This is a genomic window from Streptomyces odontotermitis, from assembly GCF_050510915.1.
GTDB lineage: Bacteria > Actinomycetota > Actinomycetes > Streptomycetales > Streptomycetaceae > Streptomyces.
This window is the reverse complement of the sequence record NZ_JBNJLS010000002.1, coordinates 903,217-919,135: the sequence shown is the minus strand read 5'-3', so window position 1 is coordinate 919,135 and position 15,919 is coordinate 903,217. Positions and strand designations below refer to the sequence as shown.

General features: G+C 70.9%; 12 protein-coding genes. 3 read left to right on the top strand and 9 right to left on the bottom strand.

Annotated elements, in window-relative coordinates:
* Positions 1-135 precede the first annotated feature (135 nt).
* The 6 genes from ACQB60_RS10275 to ACQB60_RS10250 form a co-directional block, all read right to left on the bottom strand.
* Positions 136-2,715: a helicase HerA domain-containing protein gene (locus tag ACQB60_RS10275; protein ID WP_496925538.1), complete on the bottom strand. Its 2,580-nt coding sequence runs from the start codon at positions 2,713-2,715 to the stop codon at positions 136-138.
* A complete protein-coding gene (locus ACQB60_RS10270) occupies positions 2,712-4,649 on the bottom strand; it encodes a VirB4 family type IV secretion system protein (protein ID WP_496925537.1) in 1,938 nt (645 codons plus the stop codon). Before ACQB60_RS10270 ends, ACQB60_RS10275 begins: the two co-directional genes overlap by 4 nt.
* Positions 4,646-5,650: a PrgI family protein gene (locus ACQB60_RS10265; protein WP_496925536.1), complete on the bottom strand. Its 1,005-nt coding sequence runs from the start codon at positions 5,648-5,650 to the stop codon at positions 4,646-4,648. The genes ACQB60_RS10270 and ACQB60_RS10265 overlap by 4 nt, the downstream gene beginning before the upstream one ends.
* 6 nt (positions 5,651-5,656) lie before the next feature.
* On the bottom strand, positions 5,657-7,849 hold the full coding sequence (locus tag ACQB60_RS10260; protein ID WP_496925535.1) for a TrbL/VirB6 family protein: 2,193 nt from the start codon (positions 7,847-7,849) through the stop codon (positions 5,657-5,659).
* A gap of 11 nt (positions 7,850-7,860) precedes the next feature.
* Complete coding sequence (locus tag ACQB60_RS10255; protein ID WP_496925534.1) at positions 7,861-8,175, bottom strand: pilin; 315 nt, start codon at positions 8,173-8,175, stop codon at positions 7,861-7,863.
* Between the two features lie 574 nt (positions 8,176-8,749).
* A complete protein-coding gene (locus ACQB60_RS10250) occupies positions 8,750-9,628 on the bottom strand; it encodes a hypothetical protein (protein ID WP_496925533.1) in 879 nt (292 codons plus the stop codon).
* Here ACQB60_RS10250 and ACQB60_RS10245 point away from each other — a divergent pair.
* Positions 9,627-9,788: a hypothetical protein gene (locus ACQB60_RS10245; protein WP_496925532.1), complete on the top strand. Its 162-nt coding sequence runs from the start codon at positions 9,627-9,629 to the stop codon at positions 9,786-9,788. The genes ACQB60_RS10250 and ACQB60_RS10245 overlap by 2 nt on opposite strands.
* 225 nt (positions 9,789-10,013) lie before the next feature.
* Here the strand turns inward: ACQB60_RS10245 and ACQB60_RS10240 are convergent, their stop codons facing one another.
* A complete protein-coding gene (locus tag ACQB60_RS10240) occupies positions 10,014-11,309 on the bottom strand; it encodes a bifunctional folylpolyglutamate synthase/dihydrofolate synthase (RefSeq protein ID WP_496925531.1) in 1,296 nt (431 codons plus the stop codon).
* 769 nt (positions 11,310-12,078) lie between these two features.
* Between ACQB60_RS10240 and ACQB60_RS10235 the strand changes: the two genes are divergently transcribed.
* Complete coding sequence (locus ACQB60_RS10235) at positions 12,079-12,630, top strand: hypothetical protein (RefSeq protein WP_496925530.1); 552 nt, start codon at positions 12,079-12,081, stop codon at positions 12,628-12,630.
* A gap of 128 nt (positions 12,631-12,758) precedes the next feature.
* Here the strand turns inward: ACQB60_RS10235 and ACQB60_RS10230 are convergent, their stop codons facing one another.
* Complete coding sequence (locus ACQB60_RS10230) at positions 12,759-13,250, bottom strand: GNAT family N-acetyltransferase (RefSeq protein WP_496925529.1); 492 nt, start codon at positions 13,248-13,250, stop codon at positions 12,759-12,761.
* Positions 13,251-13,358: 108 nt separating this feature from the next.
* On the opposite strand from ACQB60_RS10230, the gene ACQB60_RS10225 reads away from it, so the two are divergent.
* Complete coding sequence (locus tag ACQB60_RS10225) at positions 13,359-14,789, top strand: serine hydrolase domain-containing protein (protein WP_496925528.1); 1,431 nt, start codon at positions 13,359-13,361, stop codon at positions 14,787-14,789.
* Between the two features lie 509 nt (positions 14,790-15,298).
* Here ACQB60_RS10225 and ACQB60_RS10220 read toward each other — a convergent pair.
* Positions 15,299-15,901, bottom strand: a complete 603-nt coding sequence (locus tag ACQB60_RS10220) for a hypothetical protein (RefSeq protein ID WP_496925527.1) — start codon at positions 15,899-15,901, stop codon at positions 15,299-15,301.
* Positions 15,902-15,919: the final 18 nt, after the last annotated feature.

Below are 15,919 nucleotides of genomic sequence, written 5' to 3'. Positions count from 1 at the left end.
GAAGGGGTCACCACCGGATGCGTACGAGTGGGCTGAGGGGACCGACTGGCCGACCCGACCGAACTGACCGAAACGACCTGGCTGCCGCGTCGTGGTTGAGGTTGCGGAGGTCTTCGTTCAGGGCCGGCAGCGGCGTCAGGGGTGGGTGCTGGGGTGAGGTGCGGGGCGGCTCGCTGTGGCCGTGGAGCGGAGGCGGAGGTCCTGGGCGCGGCCGGGGACCGGTGGGGGCAGGGGGCAGGTGGCGAGAGTGAAAGCGGTGGACGCGGCGCCGTGGGCGAGGAGATGAGCGGCTGCCTGGTAGGGGCCGAGGTGGGCGAGGTCGTGTGCGGTGAGGGTGGGGAGGGTGTGGCGTTCCAGGGCGGTCGCGTCTTCGGGGGAGGCGTTGAAGAAGATCTTGTTGCGGGCGTTGCCGGAGATGCCCTCGCGCAGGTCGCGGGGGAGCTGGGCGAGGTTCTGGTGGGCCAGGAGCATCGAGAGGCGGTAGCCGCGGGCCTCGGCGAGCATGTCCTCCAAGGGGTAGGGGAGGGTGAGGAAGTTGTGGGCCTCGTCGATGCTCAACGTGGCGTCGATACGGGCGTGTTCGGAGATGCGGGCGCGGGCGGTGGTCGCCTGCCAGGCGCCCGCGACGATGAAGGAGCCGAGCAGCCGGGCGGTCTCCTCGCCGAGCGCCCCCTTGGGCAGGCGGGCCAGGAGGATGCCGCCGTCCAGAACCTGGCCGAGGTCGAAGGTCGAGGGCCCCGCGGCGATCGCACGGCGCGCGAAGTCGCGCAGCAGGAAGGCACGCAACTTGTTCATGACGGGGCCGATGACGGCCGCGCGCGACGGCTCCGACATCGACTCGTACCAGGCCCAGAACCCGCGCAGGACCGGGTCCTTGAGCGCGGGGACGAGACGGAGCCGGTAGGAGGACTCGCCCAGGAGCCGCGGCACGTCGGCGAGGGTGACCAGGTGGTGCGTGCGCTCCCGGTGCTTGAGGAGCGTCAGGCAGGCCGCACGCATCACGTCGTCGGTGCGCGGCCCCCAGAACGCCATGAAGATGCGGCGGAAGATGCCGGTGAGGTTGTCGACGACGACGTCGATGTCCGCGCCGTCCATGACGTTGAGGCAGGGCGGCGGGTGCGGGTCGTCGGGGTCGATCAGGACGAGACGGTCCGCGCAGGTGTCGGGGAGCCGGTCGAGAAGGTCGGTGATGAGGTCGCCCTTGGGGTCGATGACGATGACCCCGCGGCGGTTGTGCACGTCGTCGAGGACGAGGTTCGCGATGAGGGTGGACTTGCCGGAGCCGGTCGCCCCCATGACGTGCAGGTGATGACGGGCGTCGGACGCAGCGAGTCCGACGGGGCGGTGGGCGCCCGCGTCGGAGCGGCCGAGGGGTTTGACGGCGTTGCCGGGTGCGGGCCGGGGGATGGCCGGGGGCGGCTGGACGGAGCGGGCGCCGGCGCGGCGGAGGCCGGGGGCGTCCGGGTCGTGGGGGAGGTGGGCGAGGGCTGCGAGCTCGGGGACCGAGAGCAGAGCGGGGCGCACGGGCGGTGCGGGGAACCGGCGCTCGTTCAGGGCGGGTTGAGGGCGGCACAGGCGGGTGCGGGTGAGGTGGTTGCGGTCGGCGTACAGGCCGAAGGCGGAGGCCAGGGCATGGGCGCGGCCTCGTACGACGTCGGAGGGGAGGGTGCGGCCTCGTACGGTGTCAGTGGCGAGGGTGTGGGTGCGGCCTTGTGCGGGATCGGGGGCGGGGGTGCGTTCGGTGCTGGTGCTGGTGCTGGTGCTGGTGCTGGTGCTGGGGGTGGGAGTGGAGGCGGTGCTGGGAACAGCGGCCGCTGCGGGTGCGGGTGCGAGGGCGGCTGCGTAGGTGAGGACGCACTGCCACTGCGGGCCGGAGAGCTTGGCCGCCGACTGCCGTACGGCCAAGGCGTGTTCGGGATCCTGTTTCCCGGTGGGGGTCGCCTGGGCGCGGTGGAGCAGGAGCGCGGTGAGGGCGGGCAGGCGGGCGGGAGTGTGGCCGGCCTTGAGGTGACGGGCCTGGCGGCGGGTGCGGCGCAGGGCGCGGCCGGTGGCGGGGCGGGCCAGGATCTGCACGCAGGCCGACTCCGTCTCGGCCATGCCGGTCGCGGCCTGCAGCAGGGCCCGCAGGGGGTCGGCCGGGTGGTCGCTGCGCAGAGGCAGGGCGTCAGGGCGGGCCGGGCGCAGCCGTCCGGCGCTGAGGATGTGCTTGGGCCGGAGGAGGGGGGTGGGGTCGGTGACGCGGGTCTGGGCGCCGGGCCAGGCGGCCTCCACCGCACGGCGGACGAGGCCGAGGGGCACTGGTCCGGGCACCCAGAGGCGGATGCGCAGGCCGGTATGGGTCCAGGCGTACTCGAAGGCGAGGTGGGGCTGGCCGGTCAGCGCGCGGCGCCACCAGGGGCGCAGCAGTCCCGCGAGTTGGGCCCAGAGGACCTCACCGCCCTTGGGGTCGACGGTGGGCGGGGCGAGGATCTCCACGCAGTGCGCGTCGATGGTGAGGCGGTGGTGGCGTACGTGGAGCAGGCGGCGGCGGGCGGTGTAGGCGCAGGCGATGGCTGTGGGGAGGGTGGGGAGCAGGATAGGGGCGTAGGCGGTGCACCAGGTGAGGAGGGGGTGGAGGGTGGTGTGGGCGAAGGTGTCGGGGTGAGTGAGGAAGTCCAGTAGCCAGCCTGGGTGTTGGGCGGCGGAGGTTGAGGCGAGTGGCGGGGGTGCCGTCACAGCTGCCACCCCTCTTCGTCGTCCGATGCGTAGGGGTGCGGTGGTTGCTGGGAGGCGAGTTCGGCCGGGTCCGTGGTGATCACCTCGTGTTCGCCGGGTGCGGCGACGCTGGTCAGGGCTACCTTGTGGCGGCGGTCGCCGGTCAGCAGGAGAGCCTCTCCGCGAGCCGCGGACAGCAGGAACTCCCGTTCGCCGTGGCAGAGATGGAAGTTCTCGGCGATGGTGTCGATGGCCTGCGGGGCCTGGCGCAGCAGGGTCTGGGTGGCCGCGTTGGAGACGATCGCCCGGCCGAGCGGGGAGGCGAGGACGTCATCGGCGTCCTGGGTGACCATCGCCAGACCGGTCCAATACTTGCGGGCGGCCTTGGCCATGCGGAACAGGAACCGGGCCCCGGCGTCCTCCTGCATCAGCAGCCACGCCTCGTCGACGACAACCAGGTGCTTGCCCGCGTGCGCGCGACGGGTGACCTGGCGCCAGATGGCGTCCAGGGCCAGCAGCATGGCCGGGGCCTTCACCTCGTCGGGGAGTTGGCGCAGGGCGAAGACGACCAGGTAGCCGGTGGTGGCGGCGGTGCTGGGGCCGTTGAAGAGCCGGGCGTGGGAGCCCGTGGTGAACGGGGTCAGGCGGTCGGCCATGTCCTGCCGTGTGCGGCTGCTGCCTTCCCCGATCCCCGTACGGCTGGTGTCCTCGGTCCCCGTACGGATGCCGTCCTCGGCTCCGGTACGGCTGTCGTCCTCCCCGCTCAGCACGGTGACCAGGTCGGCGAGTGTGGGAGGAGTGCGCTGCCAGGTGCGGGGGTCCGCGGTGATTCCGGCGTGCGCGTAGGTGGCGAGGATCGCCTGGTCCAGCACGGCCTTCTCGGCCGCCGTCAGTCCGCTGCCCAGGAGCACCGCGAGGAAGGTGTGCAGGAACAGCACCCGCCGGGTCAGGGCGTCGTCCCCCGAGGCGGTGGTCGCGGCCGCCGGGAGGTCAAAGGGATTGAGGCGTACGTCGTCGGCGCCGAGCGCGATGACGGTGCCCCCGACGGTTTCGGCGAGGCGGACGTACTCGTCCTCTGGGTCGATCACCGAGGCCGTCGCCCCCGTGAACAGCAGCCGCAGCAGCTCCAGTTTGGTGAGGTACGACTTGCCCGCGCCGGAGCGCGCGAGGGTGATGGAGTTGTAGTTGTCCTGCGCGAAGCGGTCCCAGAGGACGGGGGCGCCGGAGATGGCGTTGAGCCCGTAGAGCACGCCTGTGGCCGTACTGCCTGTGCCTGTGGGTGCGGCTGTGGTTGTGAGCGCGGGTGTGGGCAGGTCGGGGCTGGTGAAGGGGAAGCAGGCGGCGAGCGCTGCGGTGTCGAAGGTGCGGCGGATGGCGAGCGTGTCGATGCCGAGGGGAAGGGTCGCCAGCCAGCCGGGCAGCGCCCGGTAGGTGGTCGGCGCGACGGTCATGAGCAGGGACTCGGCGATCGCGCGGACGGCGGCCGCCTGCTCGGCCAGCGCGTCCTCGTCCCCGGCGTGCACGGTCAGATAGAGCGCGGTGTGGAACAGCTTTCCCTCACCGCGAGCGATGCGGTACGCCAGTTCGGCGGCGTCCGCGGCGGCAGCCTCCACCTCGGGGTCGTCGAGGTGGCCCTTGTCGAAGCCCGTGCGGCGGCCGGACTCAAGGCGGGCGCGCTGCTTCTTCAGCCCGGCGGCGGCCACCGGGTTGGGGACCGGCTCGATGTGCAGGGCGATGTCGAGATGGCCGGGGAAGTTCAGGAGCGGGGAGAGCCAGCCCGGGGTCACCTCGGCCGGGTAGCCGGTGACCACGAGCGTGGTGGCGAGGTGGGCGCCGATGGCCAGGGTGCGGGCGTGGATGTCGAGGGCCTCGGGACCGGTTACCTGGAGGAGGTGGGCGGTGTCGATGGGCGTCGGTGCGGGGGGAGCGGGGCGACGGAAGAGGGGTGGGGTCATGTGGCCGTGCCCTCCGATACGTCCTGGAGCGCTGTGGGGTGGGGCGGGTTGGTTGGGGTGTCGGGGTTGCAGGCCGCGGTGAGGAGGTCGGCGCTCTGCGCGGCGTCCAGGGGCGTGACGGTGATCTCGGCGGGGGCCAGGGCGCGGACGGCCTCGTGGATGCGCTGGAGGGAACGCCCCGTGGCAGGGGCCCGCCCCGGTGTGGATGGGGAGATGCGGTGCGTACGGCGGACGCGGCCTGAGCTGTGGGACGGGCTCGACTCACGGGCCACCAGCACGATCTGCCGACCCAGCGGCGTATCCGTGGACGCGAGGCGGGTGAGGAAGTCGGCGTGCGCGTGGGCGGCCTGCTCCAGGGCAGGGTGCGGCAGCTCCGCGGCGTCGTGGTGCAGCCTGTCGGCGAGGGGAACGAGATCGACGCGGTGGCAGCGCACCAGCAACTGGGTCGGCCCGGTCAGGGAGTTGAGCCAGCGGGCGAACGCCGCGGTCAACCCCTGCTGCTCGGCCGCCGAACGCAGCTCGAAGTTGACCGTGGAACAGGTGGCCAGAGCGGCCGTGCCCGCACGGCCCAGGTCCAGCACACCGGTAGGGGTGACGCCGGTGCACGGCAGCCGCATCGCCGCCGGGAGCGGCCCCGCCTCCTTCGCCCAGTGCGCCGGGACGACAGAGGGCAGCGGCGGGACTCCTTCCGGGGCGTGCACCCGGCGCCCCCGGGTGCGGGAATGGATGAGAGCTGCGAGCAGGAAGCGATCCAGGTCGACGCCCTCACGCCGGCCCAGCGCGAGCGCGGCCACCGCACCCGCGAGAGGGGTCACCAACACCGCGTAGGCGAGCGGCGCCACGAAGGGGCGGGCGGCCCACCACCCTCCGTACAACACCAGAGCGGCGATGGTGAGAAGGGCGGTCTGCCGGGCGGTGAAGGGGCCCAGGAGGCGGTCGGGACGGGAGATGTCGGCCGGGATGCGCGTGGCGTAGGCGGTGTCGGGTTCGGGGCCGGTCATGGGGGCCTACCTAGTTCGGGGTGGTTCGAGGGGGAGGCGCAGCGGGAGGGGACGAGGGCGGGGGCGGGGCTTCGGGGCGACGCGCATCCGGGTGTGTGTGGGTGTGGCTGGGGAGGGTGGTGGCGCAGGTTGGCCTGTGCGGGGTGGTGGGAGGGCGCGGGAGCGCGGTGGTGGGGCGGATGGGGCACGGGGCGACGACGGCGGGGCAGGGGCGAGGGTGGGTTCGGTGCGGGCCGGGGACCTGTGCGCGGCGGGCCCGGGGCTGGCAGGCCGGGCCTGGGTGCGTGGGACGGAGACGGGGAGGGGCAGGGGTAGTTGGCCGCTCTGTCCGGTGGGCGGCGTGGGACGGCGGGGTGGTGCCGGGGTCCGGGGTGCCCCGGCGGTGGGAGCGCTCCGGCGTGCGGGCGGTGCGGTGGGTGCGGTGGGTGCAGGCGGCGGGGCACCGGCTGCCGCCGGGGTGGGGCGCATGCCGCCCGTACGACCCGCACGGCTTCTGGCAGGTGCGGCGGACGGAGTGCCGGGGGAGGGGTGAGTTGAGGGCCCCGGACGGGCTTCGCCCCCTCCAACCCCGCCTCTGAGTAGGCCCGTTCGGGGAGAGCCGCCCGTGCCACTGCCCGTGCCCACCGGCGGCCGACCGCGCGGACCACCCCCCGCCCCTGGACGCCTACCGCGACCACCGAGACCAGACTGTCCCCCGCCACCACGACCGCCACCGCCTCTACGCGGCCCGGGACGACGCCCGCCCCCACTACCTCCGCGGCCCCCACCACCCGCACCCCCTGCCGGACGACCCAACCCGAACCCGAACCCGAATCCGGGCCCGCGCCCGAAGCCGCCCCCCGGACGGCCCGCCCCGGCAGGCAGGACATGCTGCATGAGCTGGTACAGCGCGAGATGCCGCAGCATCCGCACGGGCATCGGGGCATGCGGCGGCTGGATGGGCGTGGAGCGGAAGACGACCTGCAACGTCCAGCCAGGAATCTTGAACAGCACCCAGAACAGCGCCAGTCCGGCCAGCAGCGTTCCCAGCTTGTCCCCGTACGGGATGCCGAGCGCCGTGGCCTCGGGCGCGAACAACAGCTTCAGCGACAGGATGAACGCGGCCGACTGCGCGACCTGGATCACCAGACAGCCCGCGAGCCCCCGCCACCACAGCCGGGCGACGGGATCGGTGAGCGGGTGGGCGTGACAGGCCAACGCCAGCGGAGCCAGGACAGCGAGCAGCGCCATCACTGCAACCCGCACGATGAACCCGATCAACACCGCGATGATCAGTACGAGTTCCACGACGGCGAGTAGCAGCAGGTAGATGGCGATGCCGGTCGGGCCGAACAGGGCGAAGGGCAGGGCGCGTTCGACCAGCCCCTGCCCGGCGTCCGAGAGATCGGTGCCCATGATGGCGTGGGCGAGGGCGTTGCCCAGCGAGATCACCTTGCCCATCACGGTCAGCGAGGTGGCAGCCGCGGCGATCCCGACGAGCAGGCGCGGGGCGATCTGCTTGACGGCGTAACGGGTCTGCACCGTCTCGTATCCCATGACCGTGATGCCGCCCGCGGTCACGAACAGCCCGTAGATCCCGGCGGCGAGGGTCATGGCCATGGACCACATGCGCTTGATCTCGGCGTGCCGGGTGACGTCCGGGGCGGCCAGCAGGGTATCGGCGATGAGCTCCCGCAGCGGTTTCATCGCCTGCTCGATGAGTGTGCCGAGGAACGCGGTGATGGCGTTCACGATCAGCCCGGGGATGTCGAGCAGCGAGCCGAACCCCCAGGTGGTGCCCTTGTCGCAGGGGAAGCCCCCTACTTCGCAGGCCGGGGGCGTCTCGCCCGGGGCCGGCTCGGGCTTCGCGGGCTTGGCCGGCTTCGACGGCTTCGACGGTTCGGAGGGGTGCGGGTGCTGCGGCGAGCCGTCCCCGGGGCGGTCCGGTGCCGGGGTGGGGCCCGGGGTCGGCTCGGGGTGCGGGGTGTCGTCGTCCGGGGGCGGTGCCTGCGGACCTGGCTGTGGGCGTGGCTGGGGCTCGGGGTCTGCTGGCGGGGTGGCCGGGGCAACGGCGGCATCGGCGGACTGGGTTGGGGCGGCAAAGGCGACCGAAGCAGGAGCGAAAACGAATACGAGGATGCCGAGACTGACGACCCCCAGCAGCAGAGGGAGGGCCAGTCGGGCACGGACGTGTCGGGCACGGACGCGCGCTGATCCCATCACCATCACCATCACCCGCCCCCTGCGCCGACGAGTCCGTCCAGCACGGTGACGATCACCGGAGCCATCAGCGCCAACGCGTAACCGATGGCCGCCGCCTTCAACGCCCGCTTCGCGGACTCGACTTCGCCCGGATCATCACCGGCCATCAGGTAGCGCAGCCCACCGAACGTCAGGAAGAGCGTGGCGAGCCCGGCGAGGAGACCGACGATCCAGTTCGTCAGATTCGTGATCACGGTCGGGATGTCCGCGACCGCCCACACCCACGGCGGATCCGCGAGCAGCGCCCACAGGACGCAGATGACGGTGAAGCCGAACCGAGCCATCCAGCGGCTCACTCGGAAGCCCAGCAGGCGATGCTGTCGGCGGAGCCTGACGAACACGGCGAACGCACCTCCAGCAGAGACGGGTTAAGGGCAGGGCACGACAGGACAGCGGAGACAGAGAGAAAGAGAGGTGCCCGCAGAGGCGCCCGCATGACGGGGCACGTCCCACAGGGCGGAACTGGTGCGACGGCGGGGCAAGCGCGATCCCTGGCCCCCGGGCCTTCCTCCTCGAACGGAGCGGCGACGGAAACAAGGACCTCGGGGTGTCAGCACGAGACGGTGCGCTCACCCCGCCGGACGCGAGGGCCCAGGCAGCAAAGGAAGTTGGACCCTCCTTGGCGACCACCTGCGCCGGGTGCGTGGCGTGCACCCGGCGGCCGACGGTGGCCGCTCACCCGTAATAGAGATTCAGTCCCCGGGAAATGACATCCCCGGCCGAACGATCTCCTCGCAGGCAGCGCGACCGTGGACAGCGGGACAGCGGGACAGCGGGACAGCGGGACAGGAGGACAGGAGGACAGCGGGGCATGGGAACGGCGGGGCAGCGAAGTCCGCCCAGGTCCTGCAGGCTATGTCACTCCCCGCAGGACATCCGCTCCCTCAAATAGGCAGCCAAGTGCCCCTCCGCAGCAGCACGGTGCCGGTACAGCTGCCGCACACTCACCCCCCGCTCCTCCGCCAACAACCGCATCGGCTCACCCTGAAGCCGCGTACGCGCGATCAACCGCGCCTCCGCCACATCCACGACCCGCGCCTGAACAGCACGCGCCAACACCGCGAACTCATCCCCCGACGCACCACCCTCAGCACCTTCTCCCTCACCCCCACCCGCACCACCACACCCGGAAACCACCCCGGCCCCCACCACAACCCGTCCCAGCCGCACGGCCTCCTGCCCGACCTCTTGCCCAACCTCCCGTACGGCCTGACGACGCGCCGCATACGCCAGCCGGTGCACCGCCCGATCCGCCGCAGCGAACAGTTCCCGCCCCGCATCGGCGCAGTTGACATCCACAGTGCGCAGGGCGACAGCAACAGCCACCAGCGCCTCCTGCTCCACCTCGGCGCGCTCCAAGTGCGCGGGGCGGGCCAGCCGGGCGAGCATCCGGCGCAGCACCGGCACCGTCATCGCGACAGCCACCGTGTCCCACGGCGCACCGAGCTCCTGGGCGCGACGGACGACCTCGCGCCAGGTCCGCCGACGAAGCTCCGGCGAGGTGGCGGGATGGGCGAGCCGAGTGCGGACCTGATCGACCGCCAGGACCTCCAACTCGGCGTCCTCACACACCAGGTGGCCGGGCAACGTGAGTGGAACGGCGGCGGCCGCGAGCGCGAGGAAGCGCTCCTCCAGGGCCCCTAGCGGCGTACGGGACGCGGCGGAGCCCGTACAGAGGAGGCGGTGGGAACGGGGGCGGGAGTGGGGACGGTCAACGTGGTGAACAGTGGGGCGCATGGCACGACTCCTTGCGAGACGAGAAGCGGCGGACAACGTCTGCCGCCACTCCTGTCACCCCGCCGCGTCATCCCCGGACCGCCTGCGCGTCACCGCCGCGCTCCCGCCGGTCCCCTGGCTCGTCATGTACGAAGGCTCGCTGCTGGCTCACCCTGGCTGACCAGCGCTCCAGCCCCAGCGGTGGATGCGATATCGCACACCGAGAGTCCGAGAAGGGCTCCGGTCGTGCCGGTGCCCACCATGCGACTGAGCACCCCGGTCGGCACTTCGACAGCTCAGTCGGCACCTTGATCTCAGCGCGAGGAGCGGCGGCTCCCGCGCCGACCAGCGAGCCACCGCTGGTCAGCGAGCCGCTGCGGGACAGACATCCGTCGAGAGAGCCTCCTCACGCAGGCTGCAGAGCGAGCGCAGTACGGGACTCGCCTACGAGCCGCAGCGAACCGAAGACGACGATCAGGCCGCCGGGCCCGGCGAGTTCGGCGGCGCGGCGCAGCGCCGATGGGGTGTCGTCGGCGGTCAGGCACGGGCCCTGGCGGCTGGGTAAGAGCCGGCTGCGCAAGGTGGTGGGGTCGGCGGCCTGGTGTGAGTCGGTGCGGGTGAGGACCAGGGGCCAGTGGGAGGGGAGCGGGGCCAGCATGCCGGAGACGTCCTTGTCGCCCATCGCCGCGAAGACCAGCACGGTCCGTCCCGGATGGCCGTCGGCACGGGCCTGGCGCAAGATCTCCGGGGCCACGGTCGTGACACCTTGCGGATTGGTGGCGCCTTCCAGGAGGACGCGGCCCGTCCAGTCGTCCAGGCGGGCGTGGGGGACGAGTTCGAGGCGGCCGGGCCAGCGCGTGGCTGCCAGTCGTGCGCGCAGCTGTTCGCCGTCCGGCTCGCGGATGTGGCCGCGTTCGGCCAGCGCGTCCACTGCGGCGATGGCGACCGCGAGGTTGTGGTGCTGATGTGCGCCGGGCAGCGGGCAGGGCAGATCACGGTGCACGGCGCGGGGAGTGGAGACATCGACCAGCGTCGCCGGGCCAGGGTTGCCGTCGCGACCGCGATCGCGGTCGATGGTACGAGCGGTGTAGCGGATCTCGTGACCCATGCGCCACACGGACAGCCCCGTCCGCTCCTTGAGGACCTGCTCCGCGGCGGTGGCTGCTTCGGGGACCAGGCGGCCGAGAACAACATGGTCCCCGTCCTGCGCGGCCGCGACCTTGGCCTGAGCGATCTGGGCCAGGGAACTACCGAGCAGCCGGGTGTGGTCGAGCCCGATGCCGGTGACCACCTTCACGTCCAGACCGAGTTCCGCAGCCGCCGCCCGGCTCCCACCGATGCTCGCCTCGGCCACTGCCAGCGCCACACCCGCCCGTCGGAAGTGCACGGCCGCGGTGGTCGCGAAGATCCCTTGGGACAGGACGGGCAGACTGTGCCGCTCGATCGCCTGCCATACATCGGAGAACGCCGCTGCGTACTCGGCGCGCGTGACGGGAACCCCGTCGATCCGGATCCGCTCCCTGGGCTCCTGCAGATGTGGGCTGGGCATACTGCCCACCTGTGCGCCGGTCGCGGCCACCGCCGACACGGCGAACGCGCACGTCGACCCCTTGCCGTTCGTCCCGACCACCAGCATCCCGCGCAGTCCCCGCTCAGGACGCCCCAGCGCCTCCAGCAGCCGGGAGACATTCGCCTGTCGCACCTCCCGAGGGAGCCCATAGAGGTTCTCGTGCACCTTTGCGAGCAGGTCTATGCAGCACTGGTAATCCACCCGCCGGATCATGCCACTGGGGGCGATGGGACAGAAGCGGTGAGTGAGGAACCCTGCTCTCAGCAGCCCTTTCCGGACACTTGGCGACGCCCCGCTGCCCACTATCGTGAACGCGGATTCCATGAAAGTCATGCCCTTTCAGAATTGAGGACGAGGCGGGCAGCGCCAGGTTGTTCTCATTCCGGAGCAGTCGCCCGCGAGGTCCCCAAACACTGCGCCGCGTTGGTGACTTGGTCTGCCCTGAGAGTGTCCACCCCGGAGTTCGGCTGGGGCGCCTCCCGGCGAGTCGTGCCGACTACGGTGCTCGGTTGCATGTCGCAGGGTGACGAGGACTACGGCTCGTAAGTGGCTCGCAGGTGGCTCTCCACTGGCTCGTTGACGGTCTGATCAGGGAAATCTCTGACGACCACAAGGCGTGATTAACTCTCTTTGCCACACAGGGGTGTGAGGGTGAGCCATACCTGAAATGCTTGTTCAAAGGAGCACGGCGCGTGCAAAACAGCACTCCCCGACGGAAGTTCAGCGCCACCGTTGCCGCACTTGTCGCCGCAGCGATCGTCGGCACGGGATTGGCCGGATCCGCGGCTGCCGCCGACCGCGGAAACGAAAGCATCACACCCACACCCACACGGACGGCGATATCCACCGCCGCACTACAGGGGGCGACGACCGACGGATCGCATCTCGCACCCCAGCTGCGATGAAGCGGAACCCGGAGCCGCAGGCGCAGGACTCGGATGACGAGCTGGGCGCCGTCGGCAGCGGCATCGTCTGCACCGTCACCTTCCTGCTCTTCGCGTACATCCCCGCCACCTTCATCGGCGAGCTTTTTGGCAACCGGGGCGTGCCCGCGTCCCCGTGGCTGATCGCACCGGCCGTGGGGCTCGGACTGGCCGTGATGATGCTGTTCGAGCCGTACCTGCAGAGCCGTACGTGGTGGAAGCGGGTCGACGACGTGTGGGGCGCCCTCTTGCTGGGCCTGACCGTCGTGGCACCGATCGTCGCCGGTGTGGTGTGGCCGATGTCCCTATGGACCTGGCTACCGCCACTGGTCCCCACAGTGCTCTCGTTCCTGCCCCTCGTGTTCGCCCGATGGTGCGTCGCGCGCTGGCACCGCCATCTGCGCAAGAAGCAACCGCCCCAGTTTGGTCCGTTCAAACCCGTTCCGAGGATCGGCGAATCCGACCCCGGAGATTCGGACCCCGAAGATTCGGACTCCGGAGATTCCGGGTGTTCCGGCGTGGGCGCGTAGCGCACGGCCAATGCCCGGCAGCGTGCCGGACGGACCCGGGGGGGTGCGCTCTGCGTAGCCCCCACTCGGGCTACGTGGCGCTCACACGGCCGAGGCGCCTGCGTCTGGTCGTCGTCAGGAGCGGCCCCTCAATCGAGGACCTTGGCGTACCAGTGATCTGCCCTGCCGTGCCCTTCGTATGCCTCGGTTTCCTCGTAACCGTGCCGGGTGTACAGAGCCCGAGCCTCGGTCAGTTGGGTGTTGGTCTCACACACGATCCGTGCGGCACCAAGCCTCTTGGCCGACTCCTCGACGGCGAGGAGGAGGCCCCGGCCCAACCCTGCGCCCCGCCCAGTGGGGCGCACGTACATCCGCTTGAGCTCCGCGGTCGCACGATCGCCCCTCAGTAGTCGAAGCCCTGCGCAGCCCAGGAACTCGCCCTGTGCATCGCGGGCAACGAGGAACTCGCCGTCGGGCGGGCTGAGGTCATGGTGAGGGTCTTCAGCAAGCACCGCTCGAAGTTCCGCCTCCGTGGCTGAACGCCCCAGCACCCGGCGCCCCATCTCGGTGAAGTACTCACGCGTCACCTCCCCGACATCCGCGCCGCGGACGGGCTCTGCCTTGATGGTCCACTCTGACATGCAGGCCATGGTCCCGAACCCGTATGCAGCCGTCCATGGCCCACCCACCGGCAACTCCAGCACGCTTACGCGTCCCGCCGGATCGTGCACGACTGCTAGACAGTCGGCATGACGTCTCAGCGCCCCCTGCTTCCCCGTTCCGCACCAGCCGCCACCGGGATATCTTCCCGTTCGATCGCCGCACTGCTGGACCGGCTCGAAGCGCGCTCCGGCGAATGCCATTCGCTGATGGTCGTGCACGCCGGTCACGTGGTCGCCGAGGGCTGGTGGACCCCGTACTCGGCCGAACGCCCGCACCTGCTCTACTCGTTGACCAAATCGTTCACCTCGATCGCCGTAGGTCTCGCGATCGGCGACGGGCTGCTCTCGCTCGAGGACCGGGTGGTGGACGTGCTGCCCGACCGGGTCCCGGCCGACGTGGCGGAGCAGGGCCGTCGGATCACCGTGCACCATCTGCTGTCCATGACGGCCGGGCACCCCACCGACAGCCTCACCGAGGCATGGGAGAGGGAACCCGCCGACCTGGTGAAGGGCTTCTTGAGCCTGCCGTTCGCCCATCCCGAGGGCACCCGGCACGTCTACGACAACTCGACGACGTACATCCTGGCCCGCATGGTGGAGCAGGCCACGGGCACAGGTCTTCCGGAGTACCTCGACGCGCGCCTGTTCAAGCCGATGGGCATCGACCATGCCGAGTGGGACCGGGTGGCCAGTGGCGCTGCCTTCGGGTTCCACGGACTGCACCTGACCACCGAGGCCGTCGCCGCCTTCGGCGAACTGCTGCGCTGCAAGGGCGTATGGAGGGGCCAGCAGCTCGTCCCGCGCGAGTGGGTGGAGCAGGCGACCCGCCGGCACGTGAACAGCGAATGGATCCTGGACGGGGCGGACCAGACGGACTTCGCCCACGGCTACGGCTACCAGTTCTGGATGGCACGCCACGGCTACCACGGCCACGGCTCCTATGCGCAGCAGTGCCTGGTGATCCCCTCCCACGATCTCGTCGTCGCCGTGACCGCGCAGGGAGAGGCCCAGGACGTCTTCGACGCCGTGTGGGAATGCCTGCTGCCCGGTGTGGGGCAGGCGGCGAGCATCCGTGATGACGCGGTTCTGGCCGAACGACTACGGCACCTGACACTGCAGCCGGTTGCGGGGTCCAGCGACCCCGGGCGTGCGGTCACCGCGACACTGGACGCCTCGCCGGCGGACTCGGCCCTTCCCGAGGGAACGCAGGTCACCGTGCACCCCACCGACGGAGGGTGGCGTGTGCAGTTCGCATCGATCCTCGACGTAGAGGTCGGCCACGGCGACGACTGGCGCGAGTGCGCCCCGCTCGGCCGGCCCATCGTCTCCACCGGCGCATGGCAGGGCGACACCTTCGTCGCCGACCTCTACGTCATCACCACTCCGCACCGCGTCCGGCTGACCGTCGACGCCACCACGGGCACCGCGACAGCGACGTGGAGCACCCCGCCCCTGACCGGCCCCAGCCTGCAACTGCACGTGCGCTCACCCCTGATGACCAGACCCGACGTCGCATAAGGCACGCCGCAAGGGGCTTTGGCCTTCGAGTGCCTGGCTTCGGCTGTGGGAACGCAGCATGCAAAGGGGTGGTTTCGAGTCAAAGAGTGGCTGAAAATTCCCAAGGAAAGTCGCGTAAGGACTCGGCGTCTTCTCACTCTCGCGCGCGATATAGGGGTGTGGCATTCACGCACCACACGCGCTTTCCGTATCGCCGAAAGGTGGCCCCAAAGCGGGCCCGCGCCGGTGAGACACCTGATGTGCTGCACTGGCCGCATGACACAGGCCAGGGAGAGCAGGAAGCGGCACCCGCAGGTCGAACTGCGCTGTGGTGGGCTGCACTTGACGATCGAGCGCGTACCCGCGTGGCTGATCACTGCGGTCAGTGCGGCGGCCGGAACGGGAGCCGCGTGGTGGACGAGCCGATGAGGTCACCGTCCCGTCGGACAGGGGAGGCTCGGGCGTGGCCGAAGGGGCCGGGTATCGCCCCCGGCCCCCGGCTCCGGCCCTCGGCCCACCGAAGACGCCCGTCAGTCGTTGAGAGCGACCTTGGTGGTGGTGACCGGAGCGGAGACATCGCTTCGCACCGCGGACTTCTTCTTGTACGGGTTGATGGCGTACTTGAAGTGGAATCCCACCGTCGCCTTGCCGGGCTTGTGACCGACCTGGACCTTGAACACACAGGTGCCGGTGAGGTTGTAGACCTTCTTCTTCTTGTGCGGGTGCTTCTTGCTGCCCACCGTGGAGTGCCACTGGTAGCCGACCGGGATGGGGTAGTGCTTGTCGTGGTACTTGCCGTTGAGGCCGCTCGCCTTGCAGCTCATGGGTCCGCGGGCGATGGCCTTCAGCTTCTTATTGGTGACCTTGAAACTCCAGGCCATCGGGTAGTACTTGGGGTGCTTGCCCCGCAGATCGACCTGGGCGTGGAGAACTCCGGCCTTCCGCTTCGCCTTGGGCGTCGAGTAACCCTGGTGCTTCGGCGTGAAGACGGTCTTCAGCTGGTCGTTGGCCGCGGTGGGTGCCGCCGTGGGCGCCGTCGGCGCGGCCTCCGCGAGACCGACCGCGCCGAGGGCTATCGCGGCGGCCGTTCCGGTCACGACGGCCATACGGCCGACCCTGTTCACGTACGTCATGTGTGGTCCCCCTGCGTG

Excerpts from the sequence above, each read along its gene's own strand:
- ACQB60_RS10270 (WP_496925537.1), bottom strand. The coding sequence starts at position 4,649 with ATGACCCCACCCCTCTTCCGTCGCCCCGCTCCCCCCGCACCGACGCCC.
- ACQB60_RS10265 (WP_496925536.1), bottom strand. The coding sequence starts at position 5,650 with ATGACCGGCCCCGAACCCGACACCGCCTACGCCACGCGCATCCCGGCC.
- ACQB60_RS10260 (WP_496925535.1), bottom strand. The coding sequence starts at position 7,849 with ATGGGATCAGCGCGCGTCCGTGCCCGACACGTCCGTGCCCGACTGGCC.
- ACQB60_RS10255 (WP_496925534.1), bottom strand. The coding sequence starts at position 8,175 with ATGGCTCGGTTCGGCTTCACCGTCATCTGCGTCCTGTGGGCGCTGCTC.
- ACQB60_RS10245 (WP_496925532.1), top strand. The coding sequence starts at position 9,627 with ATGGCACGACTCCTTGCGAGACGAGAAGCGGCGGACAACGTCTGCCGC.
- ACQB60_RS10250 (WP_496925533.1), bottom strand. The coding sequence starts at position 9,628 with ATGCGCCCCACTGTTCACCACGTTGACCGTCCCCACTCCCGCCCCCGT.
- ACQB60_RS10235 (WP_496925530.1), top strand. The coding sequence starts at position 12,079 with ATGAAGCGGAACCCGGAGCCGCAGGCGCAGGACTCGGATGACGAGCTG.
- ACQB60_RS10230 (WP_496925529.1), bottom strand. The coding sequence starts at position 13,250 with ATGTCAGAGTGGACCATCAAGGCAGAGCCCGTCCGCGGCGCGGATGTC.
- ACQB60_RS10225 (WP_496925528.1), top strand. The coding sequence starts at position 13,359 with ATGACGTCTCAGCGCCCCCTGCTTCCCCGTTCCGCACCAGCCGCCACC.
- ACQB60_RS10220 (WP_496925527.1), bottom strand. The coding sequence starts at position 15,901 with ATGACGTACGTGAACAGGGTCGGCCGTATGGCCGTCGTGACCGGAACG.